Raw genomic sequence first — 26,686 nt, forward strand, 5'->3', positions numbered from 1 at the left:
GCCTTCCCATGCGAGGGCCGGCAACGGTTCAAGTGACGCTGCCAGGAACGCTGTGGGGGAGGGGACATGTTCTGTCGGATGCGAAATTTCGGAGTGGCCGGCGCGGCCATCGTCGCGTTTTTCTTCGTTCAGCCGCCCGCGCAGGCGGGACTGGCGATCTCGTGCGGGGCCTTCGACACACCCGGCGCCGTGACGCCGCAGGAAATCGAACTCGTCGAGACAGCCTTCAAGGACAGCCTGGCCGAAAGCGGCCTGTCGGTCGAGATCGCGTCTTTCCTGAACGAGCGCTTCTATCATGCTCTGGCCTGCAAGGCCGCCGCCGGACGGCCGTCGAACAAGACCCTCGCCGACACGCTGGGCGAACAGTCTCTCTGGTCCGTTCTCGACCGCGTTCCGATGCGCAAGGGCAAGTCGGAGGCGATCCTGGATATCCTGGCGCTGCTGCGCCAGACCCAGGCGCAGCAATCCAAGCCGGCTCCGTTGAAGCCGGAACCGGTGAAATAGGTCCGCAGCAGGCCGGGTCCGTGTCTTCGAGACGCAAGCCGTCTCGCCACGGCGTCATCAGATGGGAAGGAAGTGATTTCATGAGAAAGAACGTCGCCAGGCTCACAGCCCTGTTCCTCTTTTCCATCGCGTCACTCGCCGCGTCCTTCGCACAGGACATCACCGTCTCCGCACCGTTCGGCCACACCGACACGATCGCGACGATCGCCTTCGACGACAGCGGTCGGCTCGTCGTCACCGCCTCGAAGGACGGCACGGCCAGGATCTGGAACGCGCGGGCGGGGCGCGAAATCAGGACGCTGGCCGGCCATGACGACGCGCTGCGCGACGCCGTGTTCATGCCGGGGTCGAGCAACGTCGCGACGATCTCCTGGGATTCGACGATCCGCATCTGGGAAGGGGAGACGGGCAGGCAACTCGCCAGCGCGAAGTCCGCCGAACAGCCGCAGCGCGTTTTCGCGTCGAAAGACGGAACGCTGCTCGCCGTCCATCTCGAGGGCGGATCGACCCGCGTGTGGACGTCCGACCTGGAACGCATTGTCGGAACGATCGAAAACCTGCTTCCAGCAGGCTTCTCCACCGGTTCCGCGGGCGCGGCGGTTGTCGTCGGTGCGCAGGACAGCCGGGTCGTCGCCTGGTCGGCGTCGGGCGGAACCGGTACGCGTGTGATCGGCGATCATGGGGAAACCATCGCCGACATCGCGGTGAGCGCCGACGGCGAGCATGTCGTCACCCGGTCTTCGAACGTGACGAAGATGTGGCGCGTACGGGACGGCAAGCTCCTCTGGAGCGAGCAGATCGGCATGCCGTTCGACGGCAATTCGGCCTTCTTCGGCGGTGACGCCGTCTTCCTTGTCGATGACAGCTTCTCGCTGTCGGTGACGGCCTTCGAGGTCGAGAGCGGGCGCAGGATCCGCACCGTCGTCAGGGGCGGTGAGATGCCCACGGCGCTTGCCGTGTCGCCTTCTGGCGACCTGTTGCTCGGCGCGGATTTCTATGGAGACGACTTCATGGTCGATCTCGCTGCCGGTTCGCAGGACGTCACGATCTATGGTGACGAGCCCAATCCGTTCCCCTCGGGCATCATCCGCAACGGCGACGTGTCGTTTGCGCCCGATGGCGCGCGGCTGGCGGTCGCCGCCGATGACGGCAACGCCTATGTCTGGACCCTGCAGACCGGCGAGCGCCTGCCGCCGCTGAGCGGTCACAGGAACCTCGTTGACAGCGTCGCCTTCAACTCGGACGGCAGCAAGCTGCTGACCGCGTCCTGGAGCGGTGTCGCGATGCTGTGGGACGTGGACGCGCAAACATCGATCCGCCGTTTCGAAGGCATCGCCGACGAATGGATGACCAACGCTGTGTTCGCCAAGAACGACAGCAGGGTTGTCACATTCCAATCTGCTGCCAACGGCATCATTTTGTGGGATGCCGCAACGGGCCAGAAACTCGCCCAGTCGGCGGGCGAGCCGGGTCTGGGCCCCACCTACGATACGAAGACCGGTGGCTTCGCGACGTATGAAAGGTCGGGGCCTTTTGGCCGCGAGAGCACCACCGTTTGGCTCCACGACACGACCGATCTCGCGAAGGCGATCCGGGATCCGGTGGGAACGCGGACGATCGGCATCTTCGACAAGGAATATACGGCGTATCATCTGGCATTCAGCCCGGATGGCGCCCACGTCGCCGTGCATGGCGACAACGGCACGCATGTCTGGAGCACCGAAGGAAACCTGGGAAAGAACGATCCTCTTTTTGCGAGCGACACCCGCTGGTGGCATCGCGCGGTTAGTTTCAGTCCCGACAGTGCGGATCTGCTGATCGGCGCGGACGATCACTCGATATCCTTGTGGGACTGGGCCGACAATCGGCGAGTAAAGACCTTTGCCGGCCATGGCGGGATCGTCACGTCGCTGGATTATCGCCCCGACGGCGCGGTGTTCGCGAGCACGTCAACCGACGGCACCACCCGCCTGTGGGACGTCGCGACGGGCCGCGAGCGGGCGCAGTTCGTGTCGTTTTCCGACGGCTCCTGGGTGGTCATGACGCCGGAAGGGTTCTTCAACGCCTCCGAAGATGGCGCCAGGCACATTAATGTCGTGCGCGGGCTGGAGGCGATTTCCGTCGACCAGGTCTATGACGCGCTGTTCAGGCCCGATCTTGTGCGCGAGGCGCTGGCCGGCGATCCCGACGGCAAGGTCGCGGCCGCCGCGGCCGAACTCGATCTCGACAAGGTCGTCGAGAGCGGCTTTCCGCCTCGCCTCAGATTGATCTCGCCGTCCGATGGCGCCTCGCTGAAGGGCGATGCGGCGGGGGCCGGCATGCTCGATGTCGAGGTTGGGGCCGAAGCGGGCTCCGGCGGCGTCGGCAAGGTCGAATGGTTCGTGAACGGCGTCCTCCAGGATCTCGACAGCCGCGGTTTCGGCCGCACCGACACCGCCGCGGAGGTCGCCGCAGCGCCTGCCAAGGGGAGCGGCGAGAGCGAGAAACTGTCCGCCAGCCTGCCGCTGGCGCCGGGCGAAAACACGATCCAGGTGATCGCCTACAACGCGGCCGGGCTGATCGCGTCGGAGCCGCTGACCTTCACCGTCACCTATGACGCGCAGGAGATTTCCGATCCGAAGCTCTTCGTGCTGGCCGTCGGCGTGAACGACTACTTCGACAGCCGGCTGGACCTGGCCTATGCCGCGTCCGACGCCCGCGCCATCGGCGCGGCGTTCGAACTGGCCGGCCGCGACATCTATGCCGACATCGTCGTGGAAACGCTTCTGGACGGCCAGGTCACCCGCGACGGGCTGGAGGCTGCTTTCGAGGACCTGTCGGACAAGGTGCGTCCGGGGGACGTCTTCGTCCTGTTCCTCGCCGGACACGGCAAGACCGAAGACGGGCGCTACTACTTCATCCCGCATGATTTCCGGTACCGCGACGAGACCTCCTTCGAGACCGCCGGCATCGGGCAGGCGACCCTGCAGGACTGGCTGTCGCGCATCCGGGCGCAGAAGTCGGTTCTGCTGTTTGACACCTGCGAAAGCGGGTCGCTGACCGGGGACGGGGCCCTTGCCGCGCGCGGTACGGAGCAGCTTGCCGCCATCGGCCGCCTGAACCGGGCGGTCGGGCGCACGACGCTGACCGCATCGACCGCCACGACGCCGGCGCTGGAGGGCTTTCGCGGCCACGGCATCTTCACCTACACGCTGCTCGACGCCATTGCGCATGCCGACGGCAACGCCGACAGCGCCGTCGATGTCACCGAACTGGCCGGCTATCTGGACCGGCGCCTGCCGGAATTGAGCCAGGCGGCCTTCGGCTTCACGCAGGTCCCGCAGATGAAGCTGGTCGGCAACTCCTTCCCGTTGGCCAGGGCCACCGCGGTGCTCGACGAGGCGGCCGCCGCGCCCGTCATCGCCAGTGAGCCGACCCATGTCATCATCCAGCCCGCCGACGTTCTCGCCGAGGCGAAGGAGGGGGGTGCCAGGGTGGTCGCGCTTGCGCCCGGCAGCGCCGTGCGGTTGCTGCGTTCTGAAAACGGCTGGAGCCTCATTGCCCGCGACGGGAAGGAAATCGGATATGTGCATGACGCGGTTCTCGCGAGGATCCAGTAGTTTGCGGCGGGTTCGTCGGGAGAGAGGAAAATGAGACGCATTACAAGCCACATGCGCGCCCTGCCGCTGGTTATCGCGACTTCGATCGTCGCGATGGGCGCGCACGAGGCCTCTGCCGAAGACCGCGCTCTCGTCATAGGCGTCTCGAAATACGCGTTCGGGACCGACGACCGGTTTCTCGAGCCCCAGAAGATCTCGAATCTGCGCGGCCCTGAATTCGATTCCGACGCCGTGACCACGCTGCTCCAGAGCGTCTTTCATCTTCCGGAGAGCCAGATCCGGGTGCTGAAGGACAGCCAGGCGACGCCCGAGGCGATCAGGGAAGGTTTCGAGGACTGGCTCATCGCCGGGACCGAACCGGGCGATCGCGTCTTCGTCTATTTCTCGGGCCACGGTCTGCAGACGAGGGACATCGACGGCGACGAAGCAAACGACGCCTATAATGACGGGCTCGACGAGGCGATCGCCACCTATGAGACACGGCCTGTGCCGACCGGCGGGCGCTACGAGTTCACCGGCATCATTCTGGACGACCAGATTAATGGCTGGCTGGAAGGTCTGGCCGGACGCGACGTGACGTTCTGGGTGGATGCCTGCCATTCCGAGACGATCACCCGAGGGGGTGAGCGGCACGGTGCGCGAAGCGATCTCTACGCCCAGTCGAGGACTGTCGGCCTTCTGGACCAGACGCCGCCGACGCGCTCGAGAGGCGCCCGGCGTTCCATGTCGCTCGACGCCGTTCTTGCCAAAGGCGGCGAGAACGTCGCCGTGTGGACTGCCGCCGCACCCTTTCAGCTCGCATGGGAAACAACCTTCGGCGAGGACAAGTCGAAACCGCGTGGCGTCTTCACCTACGCCTTGCAGAAGGGGCTGGAAGACAGGCTCGCCGATTTCAACGCCGACGGAAAGATCACCCCGGCCGAGCTGATTTCCTATATCGACCAGGTGTCCAAGGAGACCTGCGACTCGCTGGCCGACTGCGAGTCGCTCGCCCCGTCGCTGGAGGCGCCGGAACTCTACAAGACGTCTCGCGACCTGCTGGCGACGCCGGCGGCGGATCAGGCGGAGGAGCCGGAGCCATCGTCGGTCGAGACCATCCTGTCCGGTCCAAACGCCCATGAAGTCGCCATCGAACTGAAGACGACGGAGATATCCCGCTCGGCCAATGCCGGCTTCTTCCGCATCTATGTCAGTGCGAAGAAATCGGGCTTCCTGACCGTGCTGACAAGCCGCCCGGACGGCAGTCTCGCCCGGCTCTTTCCCTGCGGCAATGCCGACGGGGAGATCCAGGCCGGCCAGAAGGTCGCCATGCCGGATCTCGCCTGGGGCTGCGGCTTTCGTGCCGATACGCTGGGGACGGCGAGGCTCTATGCCCTGGTCACGGACCAGCCGCTCAAGGACTTCGGCGACATGCTGTCCGGTGACAGTCGAGACATCGTCGTCGTGGAAAACCCGAAGGACTACACGGCGTTCCTGATCGACCAGTTGACGACCACGCAGCTCGACGAGACCGGCGACGGCAGGCATCGCAACCCGGAGTGGTCGATCGCCTCGCTCGAATACCGGGTCATCGACTGATCATGATGGAAACAATGAGACGGAGTCGCGCAATGCATTGGGTTTCGAAGAGCATTCTCGGACTGGCTCTGGCCGTCCTTCCCGCCTCGGCGGCCTATGCGTCCTCCGAATGCGACGCGCTCGAGCGCACCTATCTCGCGGCACTTGAGGATTTCTCTCCAGACAAGGTGCCTGCCCTGCGCCAGATGCTGGTGCGCGGTGCGACGAAGGAGCGGTGCACGACGATCGACTTCTACGCGGCGTTCCGCAGCCTGGCGCTCGTCTACTACAAATATGCCGTCGCCCAGCAGCAGGCCGGTCTGGACAAGAGCGAGTATCGCCGGCTTCTCAACCAGGCCAACGAACTGGGGGCGTCGCCCTGGCAGTTGCTGATCACGCTCGCGCAGGAAATGCGCGAGGACGGCAAGCTGGAAGAGGCCGCGATCCTGGCGCAGAAGGCCGTCAACGACATCTCGGAGGTATACGGGCTGGACGGGGAGAAGACACTCGACGACCTCGGCGAGACCGAGAAGGGCTATGTCGAGCAGGTGATGGCTATTTCCTATGCCTACACCGCGCTGGCCGGCAAGCACGTCCAGCCTCAGCGCACGCGAAGCGACGGGTTCGGCGGCCTGTTCAATGTCGGCGCGTCGCGCAACGCTTCCGCCGTGCAGATGCCGCTGCCGATCACCTTCGAATATGACAGTGACGTCCTGACCGACGACGGCGACAAATATGTCGAGGATCTCGGCGCCTTCCTGAAATCCACCGGGCTGACCGAGATTACCATTGTCGGTCACACGGATCCGATCGGAAGCGACGGCTACAACTGTGCGCTCGGGCTGAAACGGGCCAGGAAAGTCGCGCAGATCCTGCGGGACGAGAAGGGCTTCAGCGGCACGATTTCGGCGAGGTCGGCGGGCGAGATCGCGCCGATCAACAAGGACAATCCGGATTATTACGACGCCTTTTCGGAAGACGAGATCCATCAGTTGAGCCGGCGCGTCGTGCTCGACCTTTACGGGGATTCGGAAGAATGCGTGGAATAGCCCGCAAGGCCGCCGCCTGCCTGATCGCGCTGACCGGTTTCGTGGCCGCGATCGGCGCCGCGTCGGCCGCCGACATCCGCGCCCTTGTCGTTGGCATCGACGTATATGAGGGCGCGCCGAGGCTCTACGGCGCGGTCGAGGACGCCCATGACGTCCACGGCGTCCTGTCGCAACTGCCGCTCACCGAACTGTCGATGCTGTTGAACGAAGAGGCCTCCAGGGCGCACATTCTCGAAACGCTTGACCGGTATGTCGACGAATCCCGCGAAGGCGACGTCGTCCTGTTCACCTATTCCGGTCACGGCAGCCGCAAACATGTGCGCCGCGACGGCGAGTTCGTCGACTACGAGTTTCTCCACCTGTCGAACTTGGCGCCGCCGCGCGAGCCGACCGAGCTCATTTCCGACACGCGGCTCCGGGAAATCCAGGACCGCGCGTCCGCGGCCGGCGTCGAGTTCGTCTTCATCGCCGACAACTGCCACGCCGGCGGCCTCTCCCGCTCCATCAGCAAGATCTGCGGCGCGACCGGTCAGGTGCGCAGTTTCACGCCGCCGGCGGATGTCGTCGTCGAACTTCCCAAGAAAAAGGAAGTGCAACAGAGCGTCGCTGCCCGCGTGTCGCTGTTCGCCGGGGTCGCTGCCGACAAGCGCGTGCCCGAGGTCGCGATCGGCGGGCGCGATCGCGGTGCCCTGTCCTTCTATTTCGCCCGGGCGCTGGAAGGCGCGGCGGACATCGACGAGGACGGCTTTGTATCCGGTCAGGAGCTCTGGGACTATCTGGCGCCGAACATCATCGCCACCACCCATCGCCGCCAGTTCCCCGTCCGGTCCGTCGGCGCCGACAGCTCGTTTCGCCTGCCGATCATCGGCACAGCCCTTTCAAGCCGCCCGACGCTGCACAAGGCCCGCGTGTTCCTGGCATCCGCCGAGGAGGGCGAGGCAGCCAAGATGGGAGACCTCGGGCGCTGGGCGGAGTTCAGTCTCGATCGCTCCGTCCCGGCGGATCTCATCTGGCATCGCCCCACCGGAACGCTGTGTTCCGGCCTTGGAGACGCGCTCTATGTCGATCCGCGCTCCAAGCGCGAATTCCGCCAGCCTTCAGAGCTTTCCGAAGTGGTGCAGGGCATCCGCCTGTCGAATTTCCTGACGGAGGTCGCGGCATCGAGCAACATGACGCTGCTCGCCGATGACGCCCTCAACACCTCCGAGCGCTGGACGGATGGCCTTCGGGTCCGCTTCAGGCTGGAGAACCGTCACTATCCGCACCTGTTCCTCTTCGGAATATCGAGCCTCGGAACGATCGAGCACATGTTCCCCATGGCGACCTTCGGGGACGACTCTGAATTCCTGCCCCTCGACCGTCTTCCGTCATTCATGACGAACGGCGATGTTGAAGTCGTCGCTCCGTTCGGGGTGTCGAAACTGGTCGCGGTGGCGAGCGACCGCCCCATGCCGCGTCTGGAAACGCTGTTGGCCGACAACCACAAGCGACCGCTCAAGGCCGCGACCGTCGAGGACATCGCCGATGTCATTTCGCAGGTTGACGCCCTTCAGGTCGCCGTGTTCACCGTCGTCACCAGCCAGCGGTGAGCGTCCCGGGTCCCGGCAGGCGCGGGTCTGCGTTGCAGCGATTTTGCATTGCACAATTTCTTCGCATGCGCAAAATGGAGGCATGTCCGGCCGCCTGCCTTCCGTTCTCGTCATTGACGACAATTCCGTTCGCGCCGCCATCATCGAGGCGGGGTTGCGAGAGGCGGGTCATGACCGGGTCACGGTGATCACGGAGATCGCCGGCATTGCCGGAAAGATCGCCGCGCTCGAACCCGACGTCATCGTCATCGATCTGGAAAACCCGAACCGCGACATGCTGGAAAACATGTTCCAGCTGTCGCGCGCGGTGAAGCGGCCGATCGCCATGTTCGTCGACCGTTCCGACAGGGATTCCATCGAACAGGCGATCGAGGCCGGCGTCTCGGCCTATGTCGTCGACGGCCTGCGCCGCGAGCGGGTGAAGCCCATCCTGGACATGGCGATCAGCCGCTTCAACGCCTATTCGCGGCTCGAGCGCGAATTGGAGGATGCACGCAGCGCGCTGCAGTCGCGCAAGGTGATCGATCAGGCCAAGGGCCTTCTGATGCGGTCGCGCGGCATGAGCGAGGAAGACGCCTATGCGCTCCTGCGCAAGACGGCGATGAACCAGAACCGGAAGATCAGTGAGGTCGCGCAAGGCCTCGTCCTTGCGGCCGACATGCTGGGAAAGGGTGGCTCCGATGGCTGAGATCGAGATCGCAGCGGGTTTCATTCCTCTCACCGACAGCGCCATCCTCGTCGCCGCGCGCGAATGCGGCTTCGCCGAGGACGAGGGCATCGCGCTGACGCTTCTGCGCGAGACGTCCTGGGCGAACATCCGAGACCGCATGGCGATTGGCCAGTTCGAGGCCGCACACATGCTCGCGCCGATGCCGATCGCCTTCGAACTGGGGCTGACCCCGCTGTCGCTGGAGGTCGTCGCTCCGATGGCCATGGGGCTTGGCGGCAACGCTGTGACGGTCGGCACGGGCCTCTTCGAGCAGATGAAGGAGCTGGCGCCCTTCGTGTCCCCGGATCCGCAGGGCTCCGGCCTCGCGCTGAGAGCCGTCATCGCCGCCCGGAAGGCCGAGGGAGCCCCGCCGCTGCAATTCGGCGTCGTCCATCCGCATTCGGGGCACAATTTCGAACTGCGCTACTGGTTGGCGGCGTCGGGCATCGATCCGGAAACGGATGTCGACATCGTCATCGTCCCGCCGCCCTTCATGCCGGATGCGCTCGCCTCCGGCCAGATCGACGGCTTCTGTGTCGGCGAACCCTGGAACTCGGTCGCCGTTTCGCAGGGAGCCGGCCGGATCGCCACCGTGAAATCCGCGATCTGGAAATCAAGCCCGGAGAAGGTGCTGGGCGTGCGCGCCGACTGGGTGCGCAACAATCCGCACGGTCTGTCGAAACTGCTGCGCGCCCTTTATCGCTCGGCGCAATGGTGCGGCGATCCGGCCAATCACGCCGCTCTCGCCCATATTCTGGCGCGCCCGGAATATGTCGGGCAGCCCGCATCGCTCATCGCCCGCGGCCTGGATGGCCAGGTCGTGGAGGGGCTTTCGGTCGCCGACAAGGCGTGGTTCTTCGAGCCTTTCGCCCGTGCTGCGACCTTTCCGTGGCAAAGTCACGCGCTCTGGTTCTACAGCCAGATGGTGCGCTGGGGGCAGATCGAACACACGCCCGCCAACGCCGACAAGGCGCGCCGTTGCTACCGCCCGGATCTCTACCGCGCCGCGTTGCGCTCGCTCAGCGTCCCCATCCCCGCGGCCAATGCGAAGGTCGAAGGCGCGCTCACGGACAACGAACCGGTGGGCGCGACAGCCGGCGCGTTGCGGCTCGGCCCGGACGGCTTCTTCGACGGGCGAATCTTCGATCCGGACAGGCTCGACGCCTATCTGTCCGAAGACGCGGATTGACGCGTGGATCCGGCATTTTCGCTCTGCCTACTCGGTGAGCGTATTGCCGAGTTGCTGAAATTTTCGACACGCCATCTGCTCATTTGCACAACAAGCAAACACGCGCCTCCGCGCGTTGAAGGAGACGTCTTTTTCTAAGTAGTTGAATTTCAAAGAAAAGGATGATCGCCATCAAACTGGCACGCTTCGTGCTTCCTCATCGTCAGCCATCGAAGGCTACAGTTTCCGCGTCCAATGTCGGGCGCACTTCCAGGCAAAGCCGCCAGATCCACCGTCCACCTCCCGGGCGCAGGATTTGGCGGCTTTTTTGTTTTCAAGCTCCCGCAAGAAAAGCGGTCATGACAGGAGTGACACAAATGACCTCGACCCTTCTCCGCAGGCACGCCCTCATCGCGCTGGGTGTCGCGATGCTTTCGACGACGACGGCCATCGGCGCCGTGCAGGCCGAAATGCTGGATGTCGAAAAAGACGAACTGAAATTCGGTTTCATCAAGCTGACCGACATGGCGCCGCTCGCGGTCGCCTATGAGCTCGGCTACTTCGAAGACGAGGGCCTCTTCGTCACGCTCGAGCCGCAGGCCAACTGGAAGGTGCTTCTCGACCGCGTCATCACCGGCGAACTCGACGGCGCGCACATGCTGGCCGGCCAGCCGCTCGCCGCGACCATCGGCTTCGGCACCGAGGCCCACATCGTCACTCCGTTCTCCATGGACCTCAATGGCAACGGCATCACCGTTTCCAACGAGATCTGGGAAATGATGAAGGAAAACATCCCGGTCGATGCCGACGGCAAGGTTCAGCACCCGATCAGCGCGGCCGCCCTGAAGCCGGTCGTCGAGAAGTTCAAGTCCGAGGGCAAGCCCTTCAACATGGGCATGGTCTTCCCGGTCTCCACCCACAACTACGAGCTCCGCTACTGGCTCGCCTCCGGCGGCATCCATCCGGGTTTCTATTCGCCGACCGATGTCTCCGGCCAGATCAAGGCCGACGCGCTCCTGTCCGTGACGCCGCCGCCGCAGATGCCGGCGACGCTGGAGGCCGGCACGATCTATGGTTACTGCGTCGGCGAACCCTGGAACCAGCAGGCCGTCTTCAAGGGCATCGGCGTTCCGGTCATCACCGACTACGAGATCTGGAAGAACAATCCGGAGAAGGTGTTCGGCCTGACCAAGGAATTCACCGAAGAAAACCCGAACACCACGCTGGCGCTGACCAAGGCGTTGATCCGCGCGGCCAAGTGGCTTGACGAAAACGACAACGCCAACCGCATGGAAGCCGTCGAGATCCTGTCGCGTTCCGAATATGTCGGCGCCGACGCGGAAGTGATCGCCAACTCGATGACGGGCACCTTCGAATATGAGAAGGGTGACAAGCGCGACGTTCCGGACTTCAACGTCTTCTACCGCTACTACGCGACCTACCCCTACTATTCCGACGCGGTCTGGTACCTGACCCAGATGCGCCGCTGGGGCCAGATCCCGGAGGCCAAGGACGACGCGTGGTATGACGACGTTGCCAAGTCGGTCTACCGCCCGGACATCTATCTGCAGGCCGCGAAGATGCTGGTCGAGGAAGGTCTCGTCGATGAAGCCGACTTCCCCTGGGATACGGACGGCTACCGCGAACCGACCCCAGCGGAAGATATCATCGACGGTGTCGCCTATGACGGCCGCACGCCCAACGCCTATCTCGACTCGCTCGAGATCGGCCTGAAGGGCGAGCAGATCGTCGACAATGGCGAGGTTGTCGGCGGCTGACGCGCGCGACCTCCAGGCCGGCGCCGACCGTGCGCCGGCCATTTCCCAAGACGAATTCAAGCTGATCGAGGATCACCACCATGGCCAACGCCACGGATGTCATCGAAACAGGCGGCATGCCGCGCCGTGAGCGCGTCTTCACCGCCATCAACAAGGCGAGCGGCTGGCTCGACGCGCTGGGCTTTTCCTGGCTCGTTCCGCTCCTGAAAATCGCCGCCGGCGACAATCCGCGCGAGCAATTGGGCGAACTGAAGCGCGTCCTGGTGATCCCGCTCATGGGCATCATCGCGTTCCTGCTCGCCTGGGGCTTCCTCGCTCCCCAGGTTCAGACCTCGCTCGGTGCCGTGCCCGGCCCGGCCCAGGTTTGGGAACAGACCGTCAATCTGTGGGAAGACCATGCCCGCGAACGCGAAAAGGCGGACGCCTTCTACGAGCGGCAGGAAGAGCGCAACGCCAAGCTGGAGGCCGCCGGCAAGTCCGACAAGGTCAAGTGGCGTTCCTACACCGGCAAGCCCACCTATCTCGACCAGATCGGCACGTCGCTGATCACCGTCGGTCTCGGCTTCCTCTTTGCGACCTTCGTCGCGGTGCCGCTCGGCATTGCCTCGGGTCTGTCGCAAACGGTCAACGGCGCGATCAACCCGCTGATCCAGATCTTCAAGCCGGTCTCGCCGCTCGCCTGGCTGCCGATCGTCACGATGGTCGTTTCCGCGACCTATGTGGACGCTTGGGAGGCCCTGCCCAAATCGATGCTGATCTCGGCCATCGTCGTGACGCTCTGCTCGCTCTGGCCGACCCTCATCAACACGGCGCTCGGCGTCGCCTCCGTCGACAAGGACCTGATGAATGTCAGCCGCGTCCTGCAATTGCCGACGCACAAGACGGTCACGCAGATCGTGCTGCCGTCGTCGCTGCCGCTGATCTTCACCGGGCTGCGCCTGTCGCTCGGCGTGGGCTGGATGGTGCTGATCGCCGCCGAAATGCTGGCCCAGAACCCGGGCCTCGGCAAGTTCGTCTGGGACGAGTTCCAGAACGGCTCCTCGCAGTCGCTCGCCAAGATCATGGTCGCGGTTCTGACCATCGGCATCATCGGCTTCATGCTGGATCGTCTGATGTACGCCCTTCAGCGCGCCTTCACCTTCTCGGCCAACCGGTGAGGGACGAACGATGACCAATCCTGTTCTCGAAGTCACCGGCCTCGCCAAGCATTACGGCGAGGGCAAGGACCGCACGGACGTCCTGCGCGACGTCAATCTCAAGGTCGCGGAAGGCGAGTTCATCGCCATCGTCGGGTTTTCCGGCTCCGGCAAGACGACGCTCATCTCGGCGATCGCCGGGCTGATCGAGCCCGATGCGGGCGGCGTCGTCTATTGCGGCAAGGAAATCCGGGGACCCGGGCCGGAACGCGGCGTCGTGTTCCAGTCCTACTCGCTGATGCCGTGGCTGTCGGTCACCGGCAATGTCGCGCTCGCCGTCGACAGCGTCTTCGCCGGCAAGCCGAGGGCGGAGCGCCAGGCCATCGTCGACAAATATATCGACATGGTCGGCCTGTCCCATGCGCGTGACCGCAAGCCGGCGGAACTTTCCGGCGGCATGCGCCAGCGCGTCGCCGTCGCCCGGGCGCTGGCCATGCAGCCGGAAGTGCTGTTGCTCGACGAGCCGCTCTCGGCCCTCGACGCACTGACGCGCGCCAAGCTGCAGGACGAGTTCGCGGCGATCTGCGAGCAGGAAAAGAAGACCATCATCCTGATCACCAACGACGTCGACGAAGCGATCCTGCTCGCCGACCGGATCATCCCGCTCACGCCGGCGCCCAACGCCACGCTGGAGCGTGAATTCACGGTCGACATTCCCCGCCCGCGCAATCGTGCCGAGATGAACCATGACGAGGCGTTCATCGGCCTGCGCGGCGCGGTCACCCAGTACCTGATGAACATCGCGGCCGAGCGCGACGTCGATGTCGAAAACGACATCGTCCTGCCGAACATCGTGCCGATCACGCAGAAGCGCGATCTGCCGGATGCCTATGTCCGCGCGTCGGAAACCGTGACCGAGGAGCGCTACCTCGAATTCAGCCAGTTGAAGAAGATCTATCCGACGCCGAAGGGCCCGCTGACCGTGGTCGACGGCTTCGAGATGATCATGCACAAGGGCGAGTTCGTCACGCTGATCGGTCATTCGGGTTGCGGCAAGTCGACGGTCCTGTCGATGGCAGCCGGGCTCAACCCGATTTCCGAAGGCACGATCATCCTCGACGGCAAGCACATCACGCAGGCCGGTCCCGACCGCGCCGTCGTGTTCCAGGCGCCGTCGTTGATGCCGTGGCTCACGGCCTACGAGAATGTCGCGCTCGGCGTCGACCGAGTCTATCCCGATGCGTCCGCGGCCGAACGCAACGACGTGATCGAATACTATCTGTCACGCGTGGGCCTCGCCGATTCCATGCACAAGGCGGCCGTCGACCTGTCGAACGGCATGAAGCAGCGTGTCGGCATCGCCCGTGCGTTTGCCCTGTCGCCGAAGCTTCTGTTGCTCGACGAGCCCTTCGGCATGCTGGACAGCCTGACGCGCTGGGAACTCCAGGACGTGCTGATGGATGTCTGGGCGCGAAGCGAGGTCACCGCCATCTGCGTCACGCACGACGTCGACGAGGCGATCCTTCTCGCCGACCGGGTGGTCATGATGTCGAACGGGCCCAACGCCCGCATCGGCAAGATCCTCAGCGTCGATCTGCCCCGGCCGCGCAGCCGCAAGGCGCTTCTCGAACACCCCGACTACTACCTCTACCGCGAACAGCTGCTCAACTTCCTGGAGGAATACGAGCAGGGCATGGCCGGCAAGGACAAGGCCCTCGCGAAAGAAGAACCCAAGCCGGCGAAGGAGGCCGCGTGATGGACGTTGCATTGGCGGAACCGATCCGCACATTCATCGAAATCTCCGAAATCTGGGTGCCGGAAGGCGACAGGCTGGTGCAGGCGGGCGGCAACTATGGCGGCTACGGCGAATTCGCCGCCGCCTCCGGCCGCGAGAGCTTCGCCAAGGGCGAGGGCCTGCCCGGCAAGGCGTGGCAGGAAGCCCGCCCGGTCGTGCTCAAGCAGTTCGACGGCTCCTATTTCAAGCGCACCGAGGCGGCCCGTGCCGCCGGCCTGACCAGCGCCGTGGCCATCCCCGTCTTCGCCGCCGAGACGCTCAAGGCGGTCCTCGTCCTGCTGTGCTCGGACGACGACGTGCGCACCGGCGCCATCGAGGTCTGGGCGGAAACCGACGGCCTGCTGATGCTGGAGGACGGCTACTACGGCGCCGCGCGCCACTTCGAATGGGTGTCCCAGCACACGCATTTCCCGCGCGGTCAGGGCCTGCCCGGCGGCGTCTGGGCGGCCAACACGCCGATGCTGATGCGCGACCTCGGATCCGGCTACAAGTTCATCCGCGCCGACAGCGCCGGACGCGCCGGCCTGACGACGGGTCTCGGCCTGCCCGTGCCTGTTCCGGGCGGCCGGACCTACGTCCTGACATTGCTGTCCGCGCGCGGGACGCCGATCGCCCGACGCTTCGAATTGTGGGACGCGCGCGCCTCCAGGGTCGGCGTCAACAAGGAAGCCGTCCTGGCTGACGGCATCTGCGCCAGGGAAGGCCCGCTTTGGGACGAGGACAATCCGAAGCGCATCGCCGCCTGGCAGGGCCATATCGGCAAGGTCCTCGGAACGGGGCTGCCGGTCGTGGAGCAGGGCGGTGCCGGCATCGGACCGGGCTACGACACCGTGGTCGCCCTGCCGATCTATCACGGCGACACGATCGCCCATGTCGTCGCCTGGTATTGCTGAGGGGAATGACCATGAAGAAACTGGTGGTTATCGGTGCGGGCATGGCCTCCGGGCGGGTGCTGGAGCATCTTTTCGAACGCGATCCCGACGCCTTCGAGGTGACGCTGTTCAACGCGGAGCCTCGCGGCAATTACAACCGCATCATGCTGTCGCCCGTCCTGTCGGGCGAGAAGAGCTACGAGGAAATCGTCATCCATGACGATGCCTGGTACGCGCAGCACAACGTCACCTGCCGCTTCGGCGAGAAGGTCGCCGCGATCGACTGCGCCCGCAAGGTTGTCATCGGCGAGAACGGCGAGGTCCCCTACGACAAGCTGATCATCGCGACCGGCTCCGCGCCCTTCATCATCCCCGTCGATGGACATGACCTGCCGGGCGTCATCACCTATCGCGATCTGGAAGACACCAACGCCATGATCGAGACGGCCGGCAAGCCCGGCGCCAGCGCGGTAGTCATCGGCGGCGGCCTGCTCGGCCTCGAAGCCGCCGCGGGCCTGCGCCTGCGCGGCATGGACGTGACGGTGGTTCATCTCGCCGGCCACCTGATGGAGCGCCAGCTCGACGAGTCGGCGGGCTACCTGCTCAGGAAGGACTTCGAACGCCGCGGCATCGATGTGCTGACCTCGGCCTCGACCAAGGCCATCGTCGGCAATGGACGCGTCGAGGGGATCGAGCTTCAGGACGGCACGACGATCAGGGCGGACTTGGTGGTCATGGCCGTCGGCATCCGTCCGGCCGCGCAACTGGCCAGGGAGGCCGGGATCGAGGTCGGCCGCGCCATCGTCGTCGATGCCCAAATGGCGACCTCCGACAAGGACGTCTTCGCGGTCGGCGAATGCGTTGAATTTCAGGGCGCGCTGTTCGGGCTGGTCGCTCCGCTCTACGACCAGGCCGCGGTGCTGGCGGAGAATCTCCTTGGCGGCGAAGCCTCCTTCGTTCCCAAGGAACTGGCGACCAAGCTGAAGGTGACCGGTGTCGACCTCTATTCGGCGGGCGACTTCAACCAGGGCGACGACCGCGAGGAAATCGTGCTGCGCGACGCGACCGCGGGCGTCTATCGCCGCCTCGTCCTGGAGGACAATCGCATCGTCGGCGCTGTCCTGTACGGCGAAACGGCGGACGGCCCGTGGTTCTTCGACATGATCAAGTCGGGCGCGGACATTTCCGACATGCGCGACACGGTGATCTTCGGTCAGGCCTACCAGGGGGGCGAACCGCTGGACCCTATGGCGGCCGTTGCAGCCTTGCCGGATGAGGCAGAGATCTGCGGCTGCAACGGCGTCTGCAAGGGAAAGATCGTCAATGTCATCAACGACAAGGGCCTGACGGCGCTCGACGACGTGCGTGCGCACACCAAGGCGTCGTCATCCTGCGGCACCTGCACCGGGCTGGTCGAGCAGCTCATGGTCCTGACGCTTGGTGACAAATACAACCCCGCCGCCGTCCAGCCCATGTGCGGCTGCACGGATCTCGGCCATGACGACGTGCGCCGGCTGATCGTCGCCAAGGAACTGAAGTCGATCGACGCGGTCATGCAGGAGCTGGAGTGGAAGACCTCCTGCGGCTGCGCCAAATGCCGCCCGGCGCTCAACTACTACCTCGTCTGCGACTGGCCGGACGAATATGCCGACGACTACCAGTCCCGCTTCATCAACGAGCGCGTGCACGCCAACGTCCAGAAGGACGGCACCTATTCGGTCGTGCCGCGCATGTGGGGCGGCGTCACCTCTTCGACCGAACTGCGCGCCATCGCCGACGTCGTCGACAAGTTCGACATCCCGACGGTCAAATGCACCGGCGGCCAGCGCATCGACATGCTGGGCATCAAGAAGGAAGACCTGCCGGCGGTCTGGGCCGATCTCGGCAAGGCCGGCTTCGTGTCCGGCCATGCCTACGCCAAGGGCCTGCGCACGGTGAAAACCTGCGTCGGGACTGACTGGTGCCGCTTCGGCACGCAGGATTCCACCGGCCTCGGCGTTCGGCTGGAGAAGTTCATGTGGGGCTCGTGGACGCCGGCCAAGGTCAAGCTTGCCGTCTCGGGCTGCCCGAGGAACTGCGCCGAGGCGACCTGCAAGGATGTCGGCGTCGTCTGCGTCGATTCCGGCTTCGAGATCCATTTCGCCGGAGCCGCGGGCCTCGAGATCAAGGGAACCGAGGTCCTGTGCCAGGTCCGCACGGAGGACGAGGCGCTCGAATACATCGTGGCTCTGACCCAGATGTATCGCGAGCAGGCCCGCTATCTCGAGCGCATCTACAAATGGGCGAAACGCATCGGCTATGACGAGGTGCGCCGCCAGATCGTCGACGATCCGGAGCGCCGCAAGGCCTATTTCGACCGTTTCGTCTTCTCCCAGAAATTCGCCCAGGTCGATCCGTGGTCGGAGCGCGTCTCCGGCAAGGACAAGCACGAGTTCAAGCCGATGGCGACGCTTTCGCTGGAGGCGGCCGAATGAATGTTCAGGTTCAGGATTGGGTGAAGGTCGGCACGCTGGCCGACATCCCCCGACGCGGGGCGCGCTGCGTCCGCAACGGCGAGATGACGATCGCCATCTTCCGCACCGCCAATGACAAGGTCTTCGCGCTTGAGGACAAGTGCCCGCACCGGCAGGGCCCGCTCAGCCAGGGCATTGTCCATGACGGATGTGTCACATGCCCCCTGCACAACTGGGTGATCTCGCTGGAAACCGGCGAGGCGCAGGGCGCCGACGAAGGATCGACGGCGACCTTTCCGGTGAAGCTAGACGGCGATGCCGTGCTTCTGGCGATCGGAATCCGGTGATGTCGGAGGGGGTGCGCACGACCTGTCCCTATTGCGGCGTCGGCTGCGGCGTCGTCGTCGCCCGCAAGGATGACGGCGCCGTGACCGTGAAGGGCGACAAGGCGCATCCGGCCAATTTCGGCCGGCTCTGCTCCAAGGGCTCGGCGCTCGGCGAGACGGTCGATCTCGACGGCCGCCTGCTGCATCCCGAGATCGGCGGCCGCCAGGCCGGCTGGGACGAGGCGCTCGACCTCGTCGCGTCCCGCTTCTCCGATGCTATTGCCGAATACGGGCCCGACAGCGTCGCCTTCTATGTCTCGGGACAGATCCTGACGGAGGACTATTACGCCGCCAACAAGCTGATGAAGGGCTTCATCGGGTCGGCCAACATCGACACCAACTCCCGACTCTGCATGGCGTCGTCGGTCGCCGGCCACCGCCGCGCCTTCGGCACGGACACGGTGCCCGGCACCTATGAAGATCTGGAGTTGGCCGATCTCATCGTCCTCACCGGCACCAATCTCGCCTGGTGCCACCCGGTTCTCTACCAGCGCATCGCCGCCGCCAAGGCGAAGCGGCCCGAAATGAAGGTGGTGCTGATCGACCCGCGCCGCACCATGACCGCCGACATCGCCGACATGCACCTCGCAATCGCCCCCGACGGCGACATTGCCCTGTTTGCCGGCCTTCTGGCCTATCTGGCCGAAGTCGGCGCGGTCGACATGGACTACATGGTCAAGCACACGACCGGCTTCGTCGATGCTGTGGAACGGACGCTCGACCTGCATGTGCCGGAAGTGGCGGCGCTGACCGGCCTGACCGCCAACGAACTCTATCAGTTCTACGCACTCTTCGCGAAAACGGAGAAGACGGTCACGGTCTACAGCCAGGGCGTCAACCAGTCCTCCATCGGCACGGACAAGGTCAACGCGATCATCAACTGCCACCTCGCGACGGGCCGGATCGGCCGTCCGGGCATGGGGCCGTTCTCCGTCACCGGTCAGCCCAACGCCATGGGCGGGCGCGAGGTCGGCGGCCTCGCCAACATGCTCGCCGCCCATCTCGACATCGAGAACCCCGAACACCGCGCCATCGCGCAGCGCTTCTGGCATGCGCCCGCGATTCCCGAGAAGCCGGGCCTGAAGGCGGTCGACCTGTTCAAGGCCGTCGGCGAGGGCAGGATCAAGGCGCTCTGGATCATGGCGACCAATCCGGTGGATTCCATGCCGGATGCCGATGCGGTGCGCGCCGCGCTTGAAATATGCCCCTTCGTCGTTGTCTCCGACGTCAACGCCGAGACGGACACGACTTGCTACGCCGACGTGTTGCTGCCCTCGGCAGCCTGGGGCGAGAAGGACGGAACCGTCACCAATTCGGAACGCTGCGTCTCGCGCCAGCGTGCCTTTCTGCCGCTGCCGGGCGACGCCCGGCCCGACTGGTGGCAAATGGCGCAGATCGGCCGCCGCATGGGGTTTGAAGAGGCCTTCGACTGGGAGAGCCCCGAACAGCTCTTCGCCGAATATGCGGCGATGACCGGCTTCGAGAATGCCGGCAGTCGGGACCTCGACATCAGCGCCCATGAAGGGATCGGTGCCGAGGACTATGGCAAGCTCGCCCCCTTCCGGTGGCCGCAGCCCGCCGGCGTGACGCCGATTTCGGACCGGTTCTTCGCCAATGGCGGTTTCTTCACGCCCGACCGCAGGGGCCGCTTCGTCGCGACCGACATCGCGATCCCGTCACGTGTCACCAATGCGTATCCGCTGGTCCTCAACACCGGTCGCGTGCGCGATCACTGGCACACCATGACCCGGACCGGGAAAAGCCAGCGGCTCTCCGCCCATATCGGCGAGCCCTATGCCGAGCTTCATCCGGCCGATGCCGGGGCGCTCGGCATCGCCGACGCCGATATCGTCGAGATCGAAAGCCCGCATGGCCGTGTTCTCGTCCGCGCATTGGTGTCGCCCCGCCAGCAGGCGGGATCGGTCTTCGTGCCGATGCACTGGAACGGCCAGTTCGCCGCCAATGCCCGCATCGACGTCGTCGTCGCTCCGGTGACCGATCCGCATTCGGGCCAGCCCGCCTCCAAGCATGTCGCGGTGAGCGCCAGGCGGTTTCCGGCGCGTGTCTTCGGCTTCGCGGTCAGCGCCGAAAAGCCGGTCCCGCCGCAATGGGACTATTGGGCGCTGGCGAAGCTTTCCGCCGGCTGGAAGATCGAACTCGCAAGCGGCACTGCCGTCGAAGACATCGAGGACTTCGCGTGTCAGCTCTTCGGCGTCGCGCCGTCTTCTGCCGTCGAGATCGTCTCCTTCGGCGATACCGCGAGCGGCGCGCATCGCGTCGCCACATTCGACGGTGGGCGGCTGGTCGGTGCCCTGTTCCTCGCGCCACAGCCCGTCGAGGTCTCTCGTAGCTGGGCGGCAGGACAGTTGGCCGCCGACCACTCCGACCCCGCCACGCGCTGGCGGCTGGTCGCCGGTCGGCCTGGCGCCGACATGCCGGACAAGGGTGCGATCGTCTGTTCCTGTTTCGGCGTGGGCTCCAGGGAAATTGCCGCCGCCGTCCGGGACGGCTGCACAAGCGTCGAAGCCGTCGGCAAGCAGACTTGCGCCGGCACCAATTGCGGATCCTGCAAATCGGAAATCAGGGAGATCGTCGATGAACATCGTATCGTCGCCGCGGAATGAGCCGCGCCGCCCAAGGCGCATGGACGATCTCGCGACCCTGCCGGTCTTCTTCAAGCTGCAGGGCAGGCGTGCGATCGTCGCCGGCGGTACGGATGCCGCCGCCTGGAAGGCCGAGCTGCTTGCCGCGGCAGGCGCCTCTGTTCACGTCTACGCTGCCGACCCCCAGGCGACTTTGCTGGCGCTTGCCGAGGAAGGTACGGTCACGCATCACCGCGAAGACTGGACGCCTGCCATCCTGTCCGGCGCGGCGATTGCCATCTGTGACGCCGACACCGACGACGAGGCCGGGGCCTTCTTCGACGCCGCGCGTGGAGCGGGTGTGCCGGTCAACGTGATCGACAAGCCGGCATTCTGCGAATTCCAGTTCGGGTCGATCGTCAACCGGTCGCCCGCCGTGATCGCCATCTCGACCGACGGCGCGGCTCCGATCCTCGGCCAGGCGATCCGTCGGCGCATCGAGACGCTGGTCCCGCCGGGCGTCTCCGAATGGGCTGCGCTCGCCCGCGACATTCGCGAAGCCGTCACCGAGCGCCTGGCGCCCGGCGCGCAGCGCCGTGCCTTCTGGGAGCGCTTCGTCGACCGGGCCTTCGGTCCGGCCCCGGCTACCTCGGCGGCTGACGATCTGACGACCGAAGCCGTTTCGATTGCCGCCGGGCTAGGCGAAAATCAGGGCCGCGTCACGCTGGTCGGGGCGGGGCCGGGCGACGCAGAACTGCTGACCCTGAAGGCCGTGCGCGCCCTTCAGGCCGCCGACGTGATCCTGTTCGACGATCTCGTCTCCGACGACGTGCTGGAACTGGCGCGCCGCGAGGCCAAGCGCATGCTGGTCGGAAAGCGGGGCGGCCGCGAGAGCTGCCGGCAGGAAGACATCAACGACATGATGGTCTCGCTCGCGAAGGCCGGCAAACACGTTGTTCGCCTGAAGGGCGGCGATCCGATGATCTTCGGCCGTGCCGGCGAAGAGATCGCCCGGCTGGAGGCTGAAGGTATTCCCGTCGCGGTCGTGCCCGGCATCACCTCGGCGCTGGCCATGGTGGCGTCCCTCGGCGTCTCGCTGACGCATCGCGATTGCGCACAGTCGGTGCGCTTCGTCACCGGCCACAGTCGCAAGGGCGAACTGCCGTGCGACATCGACTGGAAGGCGATGACCGATCCGAAGACCACGACGATCTTCTACATGGGCGGCCGCACCGCCGGCGAGATCGCATCGACACTGATGCGACAAGGGCTTGCCGCCGATACGCCGGTCGTCGTGGCGAAGGCGGTATCGCGCCCGGGCGAGGCGCAATGGTCCGGAACGCTTTCCGAATTGCCGTTGGCCATGCTGGAGATCGGCCATGACGAACCGGTGCTGATCGGCGTCGGAGCGGTGTTTGCAGCGGCGAGGCGCACGCAGTCAGGCTTTGAAACGCCGTCGGTCTTCCAGAGTGCTGCGCCACGCGCAGCAACCCTTGCGGGATAGGCTGGCGCTATCGCATCTCCGGCGACAGCGGGGGCGGGTTCGGGGCGGCTCTCACTCGCTGGTTATCGGGCTTCATATTGACAGGGAGCCGGCCCACGCCGCACTGTTTGCGGAAAAAGGCAGGGGGCGTTCCGCGGCCCGAGCGCGGACGCGAATAGAGTGATGCGACCGATCAGGACAGCCCTGACGCTGGCTGTGATCCTTGCGGGCTTCTGGCTGGCCATGCCGGCCGCTGTCGCTGGCGAGCGCATCGCGCTGGTGATCGGCAATGGCGCCTATCTCAACACCTCGCCGCTTCCCAACCCGCCTTCCGACGCCGGCTTGATGGCACGCACGCTGCAGGATGCGGGATTTGCGGTCACCACTCTGATCGACGCCGACCAGGCGACCATGAAGAGGGCCTTGCTGGATTTCGGTCGCAGCCTGCGCGGACCGGATATCGAGGCCGGGCTCTTCTTCTATGCCGGCCACGGCGTTCAGGTGGCGGGGCAGAACTATCTGGTCCCGGTCAACGCCAGCATCACCAGCGAAGACGAGATCGACCTTGAGGGCATCAACGTCAACGATTTCCTGCGCGTGATGAACTCCTCCAACAGCGAGATCAACATCGTCATCCTCGACGCTTGCCGCAACAATCCGTTCGCGCGCTCTTTTCGCGCTGTCTCGCGCGGTCTGGCGCCAGTCGATGCGCCCAAGGGCACGCTGATCGCCTATGCAACGGCGCCGGGCGATGTCGCACTCGACGGCAGGGGCAACAACTCGCCCTACACGCTGGCATTGAGCGAGGCGATCTCGACAGGCGGCGGCGAGACGATCGAGTCCGTCTTCAAGACCACCCGCCGCAATGTCCTGGAGGCCACCGGCGACCAGCAGGTTCCCTGGGAGACAAGTTCGGTCACCGGCGATTTCTTCTTCCACGGAGACCGCGGCGGCGCGCAGGTCACGCCGCCTCCGGCGCAGCCGGCACCAGTGGTGGCGGATCCGGAAGCCGAGATGGCTCGCAAGTTCGAGATGGCCCGGCAGATCGGGACCCAGGCCGCGTGGGAAGCCTTCCTCGGCGAGTACGGTTCGCAGGAGGGGAATTTCTACGTCGCCCTGGCGCGCGAGGCGCTGGAGAAGACGAAGTCGCCGGCGACGGTGCACAGGTCCCCGCCCGGCGGCATGGCGGCGTGCTACGGTCCGTATGGCGGTCTCGCCGGCGCGGAACTGTGCGTGTCGTCTATCCTCGATCCCCAATATGGCAATCGTTATGGCGGGTCCAACCTGACCGACGGCGACATGAGCACGGCCTGGGTGGAAGGCGTCGCGGGCGACGGGGAAGGCCAGTCCATCGTCCTGAAATTCGGCGGAGAACGCGCGCTTTCGATCCTCAGGTTCGCCAATGGCTATAACAAGAGCAATGCGCTCTTTGAGAAGAACGGCCGCGTGCGCGAGGTCGTGATCGCCGGTTCCAACGGTCGGCAATTGACGGCCGCACTGCGGGACACGGGGCAGTGGCAGGCCGTCGACATCTCCGCGCTTGGCCCCGTGACGTGGCTCTCGCTCACCATCCGGTCGGCCTATCCAGGCACCGCCTATCGGGATACGGCGATCAGCGAATTGCGGGTGGAGTGACGCCTGTTCCGCCGCGATCAGTTGAGAACGCGGCGCAGGCCCTCCTGGGTTTTCAACAAGGCCGGCAGATAGGTGTGCACGATGCTGTCCGGCTCGCCATGAACGGCGGACATGCCGGTGTTGAGCGCCGCGACCACCTTGCCATGGGCGTCGAACACCGGAACCGCGAGCGATCGCAAGCCGAGTTCCACTTCCTGGTCGTTCACCGCGTAGCCCTGCGCGCGCGTCTTGGCGATCGCTGCCATGATGTCCGCCGGGTCGGACAGCGAATGCGGCGTGCGCGGCGTCAGGTCCGACGCGTCGATCACGTCGCGGGCCGCATCCTCGTCCATCGCGGCCAGCAGCACGCGACCCATCGAGGTGCAATGCGCCGGCAGCCGCGAGCCGGGCATCAGGCCGATCGACATGACCCTGCGCTGCGCTGCGCGCGCGACATAGACGATCTCGGTCTCGTCGAGGATCGAGACGGAGACCGATTGGCCGATCTGTTCGGAAAGCTGGTCCAGCCAGGGCTGGACGATCTGCGGCAGGGGCAGGGCGGCCAGCGCGCCCATGCCCAGCCTCAGCACGCGCGGCGTCAGGGTGAAGAACTTGCCGTCATAGTCGGCGTAGCCGAGACCGTGCAGCGTCAGCAGGCAGCGCCGCGCCGTCGCGCGATCCAACCCGGTCGCCGTGGCCACGTCGGCAATCGAGAGGCGCGGATGCTCGGCGCCGAAACACTCCAAAACGCGCAAGCCCTTGGCCAGCGACGCGATCATGTCGGTTTTGTTCAACATGCGCACATCATTTTTCACGATATGAACAAATGTCAACATGCGCACGAATTGCCTTGCCAGCCGCAGCGGCCGCGTGGATGACACGCTCTGTCGTCATCCCCGGTCGGGAGTAAGCCATGGACAAGTCGGTAAGTTCACTCGCAGCGGCGGTCGCCGGCATCGATGACGGCGCGACCGTCATGATCGGCGGCTTCGGCGGGTCCGGCGCGCCGATCGAGCTGATCCACGCGCTGATCGACGCCGGACCGAAACACCTGACGGTCGTCAACAACAACGCCGGCAACGGCCATGTCGGCCTCGCGGCGCTGATCGAACAGGGCCAAGTGGACAAGCTGATCTGCTCCTTCCCGCGCTCCGCAGACCCGAGGGTGTTCACCGAACTGTATCTGGCCGGAAAGATCGAGCTGGAGATCGTGCCGCAGGGAACGCTCGCCGAGCGCATCCGCGCGGGCGGCGCGGGCATTCCCGCCTTCTACACGCCGACGAGCTACGGCACGGAACTGGCGGAGGGCAAGCCGGTCGCCGAATTCGACGGCAGATCCTATGTCCAGGAGCGCTGGCTGAAGGCCGATGTCGCCCTGATCAAGGCCGAACTGGGCGATCCGCTCGGCAATCTCACCTATCGGATGGCCGCGCGTAATTTCAATCCGCTGATGGCGATGGCCGCGACGAAGACCATCGCCCAGGTCTCGCGGATCGTGCCCGCCGGCGGCATCGATCCGGAAATGGTCGTCACCCCGGGGATCTTCGTCGACAGTGTCGTCGAAGTGACAGACCCGCGGCAGGAAGAAGCGCTCAACCGCGAGGGAGCGGTCTACCCATGAACGAACAACTCGACGCCATGAAGCTTTCCAACGCGCAGATCGCCTGGCGTGCGGCGCAGGACATCGAGGACGGCGCCTATGTCAATCTCGGCATCGGCTTCCCCGAGATGATCGCGAAGTTCCAGCCTGAAGGCCGCGATGTCATCTACCACACCGAAAACGGCGTGCTCGGTTTCGGCGAGGCGCCGCCCGAAGGTGAAGAGGATTGGGACCTGATCAATGCTGGCAAGAAGGCGATCACGCTGAAGCCCGGCTCGGCCTTCTTCCACCATGCCGACAGCTTCGCCATGGTGCGCGGCGGCCATCTCGACCTTGCGGTGCTCGGCGCCTACCAGGTCGCCGAGACCGGCGATCTCGCCAACTGGTCCACGGGCAAGGGCGGCGTGCCGGCCGTCGGCGGCGCGATGGACCTGGTGCATGGCGCCAGGCGGGTCGCCGTCATCACAGACCATGTCACCAAGAAGGGCGAGCCGAAGCTGCTGGAGCGCTGCACCATGCCTTTGACCGGCGTCGGTTGCGTGACGCGCGTCTACACCTCGCTTGCCGTGATCGACATCCAGGACGGGCATTTCGTCCTGCGTGAGAAGCGGCCGCAAATGACATTCGACGCGCTTCAGGCGGTGACCGGCGCGAAACTCCATGTGGACGGTGAGGTCGCCGACCTCGTCGTTCCGGATCTCTGAGGAACCTTTTGATGACCGACGCCTACATCTGCGACTACATCCGCACGCCGATCGGCCGCTTTGGCGGCGTTTTGTCCTCGGTGCGTCCCGACGATCTGGGGGCGATCC

19 protein-coding genes and 1 pseudogene are annotated in these 26,686 nt (G+C 65.3%); 19 read left to right on the forward strand and 1 reads right to left on the reverse strand.

What is annotated here, in order from left to right:
* The first annotated feature begins 78 nt into the window (after positions 1-78).
* The 16 genes from MRY80_RS26810 (at position 79) to MRY80_RS26885 (ending at position 24,295) form a co-directional block, all read left to right on the forward strand.
* Positions 79-504 carry a hypothetical protein gene (locus tag MRY80_RS26810; protein ID WP_293294882.1) on the forward strand — a complete coding sequence of 142 codons (426 nt, stop codon included), beginning with the start codon at positions 79-81 and terminating at the stop codon, positions 502-504.
* An 80-nt stretch (positions 505-584) separates the two neighbouring features.
* Complete coding sequence (locus MRY80_RS26815; RefSeq protein ID WP_293294883.1) at positions 585-4,103, forward strand: caspase family protein; 3,519 nt, start codon at positions 585-587, stop codon at positions 4,101-4,103.
* Positions 4,104-4,133: 30 nt separating this feature from the next.
* The gene (locus tag MRY80_RS26820; RefSeq protein WP_293294885.1) at positions 4,134-5,681 is read left to right on the forward strand and encodes a caspase family protein; all 1,548 of its coding nucleotides are present in this window, start codon (positions 4,134-4,136) and stop codon (positions 5,679-5,681) included.
* A gap of 32 nt (positions 5,682-5,713) precedes the next feature.
* The gene (locus tag MRY80_RS26825; RefSeq protein ID WP_293294887.1) at positions 5,714-6,709 is read left to right on the forward strand and encodes an OmpA family protein; all 996 of its coding nucleotides are present in this window, start codon (positions 5,714-5,716) and stop codon (positions 6,707-6,709) included.
* A complete protein-coding gene (locus tag MRY80_RS26830; RefSeq protein WP_293294889.1) occupies positions 6,697-8,298 on the forward strand; it encodes a caspase family protein in 1,602 nt (533 codons plus the stop codon). Before MRY80_RS26825 ends, MRY80_RS26830 begins: the two co-directional genes overlap by 13 nt.
* An 82-nt stretch (positions 8,299-8,380) precedes the next feature.
* On the forward strand, positions 8,381-8,986 hold the full coding sequence (locus tag MRY80_RS26835) for an ANTAR domain-containing response regulator (RefSeq protein WP_293294891.1): 606 nt from the start codon (positions 8,381-8,383) through the stop codon (positions 8,984-8,986).
* Entirely contained in the window at positions 8,979-10,196 is a 1,218-nt protein-coding gene (locus tag MRY80_RS26840; RefSeq protein WP_293294892.1) for a CmpA/NrtA family ABC transporter substrate-binding protein, read from the forward strand. The genes MRY80_RS26835 and MRY80_RS26840 overlap by 8 nt, the downstream gene beginning before the upstream one ends.
* Before the next feature lie 356 nt (positions 10,197-10,552).
* A complete protein-coding gene (locus tag MRY80_RS26845) occupies positions 10,553-11,953 on the forward strand; it encodes a CmpA/NrtA family ABC transporter substrate-binding protein (protein ID WP_293294894.1) in 1,401 nt (466 codons plus the stop codon).
* A gap of 80 nt (positions 11,954-12,033) precedes the next feature.
* Positions 12,034-13,110: an ABC transporter permease gene (locus tag MRY80_RS26850; RefSeq protein ID WP_293294895.1), complete on the forward strand. Its 1,077-nt coding sequence runs from the start codon at positions 12,034-12,036 to the stop codon at positions 13,108-13,110.
* Between the two features lie 10 nt (positions 13,111-13,120).
* Positions 13,121-14,845: a nitrate ABC transporter ATP-binding protein gene (locus MRY80_RS26855; RefSeq protein WP_293294896.1), complete on the forward strand. Its 1,725-nt coding sequence runs from the start codon at positions 13,121-13,123 to the stop codon at positions 14,843-14,845.
* Positions 14,845-15,777, forward strand: coding sequence for a GAF domain-containing protein (locus MRY80_RS26860; protein WP_293294898.1), 933 nt, complete (start codon positions 14,845-14,847; stop codon positions 15,775-15,777). Before MRY80_RS26855 ends, MRY80_RS26860 begins: the two co-directional genes overlap by 1 nt.
* 5 nt (positions 15,778-15,782) lie before the next feature.
* On the forward strand, positions 15,783-18,230 hold the full coding sequence (gene nirB, locus MRY80_RS26865) for a nitrite reductase large subunit NirB (RefSeq protein ID WP_293294900.1): 2,448 nt from the start codon (positions 15,783-15,785) through the stop codon (positions 18,228-18,230).
* Positions 18,227-18,556: a nitrite reductase small subunit NirD gene (gene nirD, locus MRY80_RS26870; RefSeq protein ID WP_293294902.1), complete on the forward strand. Its 330-nt coding sequence runs from the start codon at positions 18,227-18,229 to the stop codon at positions 18,554-18,556. The genes nirB and nirD overlap by 4 nt, the downstream gene beginning before the upstream one ends.
* Positions 18,556-21,219: a nitrate reductase gene (locus tag MRY80_RS26875; RefSeq protein ID WP_293294904.1), complete on the forward strand. Its 2,664-nt coding sequence runs from the start codon at positions 18,556-18,558 to the stop codon at positions 21,217-21,219. The genes nirD and MRY80_RS26875 overlap by 1 nt, the downstream gene beginning before the upstream one ends.
* Positions 21,191-22,681, forward strand: coding sequence for a siroheme synthase CysG (cysG, locus tag MRY80_RS26880; protein ID WP_293294906.1), 1,491 nt, complete (start codon positions 21,191-21,193; stop codon positions 22,679-22,681). Before MRY80_RS26875 ends, cysG begins: the two co-directional genes overlap by 29 nt.
* Positions 22,682-22,843: 162 nt before the next feature.
* Positions 22,844-24,295: a caspase family protein gene (locus MRY80_RS26885; RefSeq protein ID WP_293294908.1), complete on the forward strand. Its 1,452-nt coding sequence runs from the start codon at positions 22,844-22,846 to the stop codon at positions 24,293-24,295.
* Between the two features lie 17 nt (positions 24,296-24,312).
* Here the strand turns inward: MRY80_RS26885 and MRY80_RS26890 are convergent, their stop codons facing one another.
* On the reverse strand, positions 24,313-25,071 hold the full coding sequence (locus MRY80_RS26890) for an IclR family transcriptional regulator (RefSeq protein ID WP_293294910.1): 759 nt from the start codon (positions 25,069-25,071) through the stop codon (positions 24,313-24,315).
* Between the two features lie 116 nt (positions 25,072-25,187).
* Between MRY80_RS26890 and MRY80_RS26895 the strand changes: the two genes are divergently transcribed.
* From MRY80_RS26895 to MRY80_RS26905, 3 genes and pseudogenes are all read left to right on the forward strand, one after another.
* Positions 25,188-25,895 carry a 3-oxoacid CoA-transferase subunit A gene (locus tag MRY80_RS26895; RefSeq protein WP_293294912.1) on the forward strand — a complete coding sequence of 236 codons (708 nt, stop codon included), beginning with the start codon at positions 25,188-25,190 and terminating at the stop codon, positions 25,893-25,895.
* Entirely contained in the window at positions 25,892-26,578 is a 687-nt protein-coding gene (locus MRY80_RS26900) for a 3-oxoacid CoA-transferase subunit B (protein ID WP_293294914.1), read from the forward strand. The genes MRY80_RS26895 and MRY80_RS26900 overlap by 4 nt, the downstream gene beginning before the upstream one ends.
* Positions 26,579-26,589: 11 nt before the next feature.
* Positions 26,590-26,686 (forward strand): annotated as a pseudogene (locus tag MRY80_RS26905) (acetyl-CoA acetyltransferase); the annotation flags it as partial.

Source organism: Oricola sp. (assembly GCF_022763245.1).
In the GTDB taxonomy this organism is placed as follows: domain Bacteria; phylum Pseudomonadota; class Alphaproteobacteria; order Rhizobiales; family Rhizobiaceae; genus Oricola.

Coding starts and splice junctions, on each gene's coding strand:
- MRY80_RS26810 (WP_293294882.1), top strand. CDS start 79: ATGCGAAATTTCGGAGTGGCCGGCGCGGCCATCGTCGCGTTTTTCTTC.
- MRY80_RS26815 (WP_293294883.1), top strand. CDS start 585: ATGAGAAAGAACGTCGCCAGGCTCACAGCCCTGTTCCTCTTTTCCATC.
- MRY80_RS26820 (WP_293294885.1), top strand. CDS start 4,134: ATGAGACGCATTACAAGCCACATGCGCGCCCTGCCGCTGGTTATCGCG.
- MRY80_RS26825 (WP_293294887.1), top strand. CDS start 5,714: ATGCATTGGGTTTCGAAGAGCATTCTCGGACTGGCTCTGGCCGTCCTT.
- MRY80_RS26830 (WP_293294889.1), top strand. CDS start 6,697: ATGCGTGGAATAGCCCGCAAGGCCGCCGCCTGCCTGATCGCGCTGACC.
- MRY80_RS26835 (WP_293294891.1), top strand. CDS start 8,381: ATGTCCGGCCGCCTGCCTTCCGTTCTCGTCATTGACGACAATTCCGTT.
- MRY80_RS26840 (WP_293294892.1), top strand. CDS start 8,979: ATGGCTGAGATCGAGATCGCAGCGGGTTTCATTCCTCTCACCGACAGC.
- MRY80_RS26845 (WP_293294894.1), top strand. CDS start 10,553: ATGACCTCGACCCTTCTCCGCAGGCACGCCCTCATCGCGCTGGGTGTC.
- MRY80_RS26850 (WP_293294895.1), top strand. CDS start 12,034: ATGGCCAACGCCACGGATGTCATCGAAACAGGCGGCATGCCGCGCCGT.
- MRY80_RS26855 (WP_293294896.1), top strand. CDS start 13,121: ATGACCAATCCTGTTCTCGAAGTCACCGGCCTCGCCAAGCATTACGGC.
- MRY80_RS26860 (WP_293294898.1), top strand. CDS start 14,845: ATGGACGTTGCATTGGCGGAACCGATCCGCACATTCATCGAAATCTCC.
- nirB (WP_293294900.1), top strand. CDS start 15,783: ATGACCATGAAGAAACTGGTGGTTATCGGTGCGGGCATGGCCTCCGGG.
- nirD (WP_293294902.1), top strand. CDS start 18,227: ATGAATGTTCAGGTTCAGGATTGGGTGAAGGTCGGCACGCTGGCCGAC.
- MRY80_RS26875 (WP_293294904.1), top strand. CDS start 18,556: ATGTCGGAGGGGGTGCGCACGACCTGTCCCTATTGCGGCGTCGGCTGC.
- cysG (WP_293294906.1), top strand. CDS start 21,191: ATGAACATCGTATCGTCGCCGCGGAATGAGCCGCGCCGCCCAAGGCGC.
- MRY80_RS26885 (WP_293294908.1), top strand. CDS start 22,844: ATGCGACCGATCAGGACAGCCCTGACGCTGGCTGTGATCCTTGCGGGC.
- MRY80_RS26890 (WP_293294910.1), bottom strand. CDS start 25,071: ATGTTGAACAAAACCGACATGATCGCGTCGCTGGCCAAGGGCTTGCGC.
- MRY80_RS26895 (WP_293294912.1), top strand. CDS start 25,188: ATGGACAAGTCGGTAAGTTCACTCGCAGCGGCGGTCGCCGGCATCGAT.
- MRY80_RS26900 (WP_293294914.1), top strand. CDS start 25,892: ATGAACGAACAACTCGACGCCATGAAGCTTTCCAACGCGCAGATCGCC.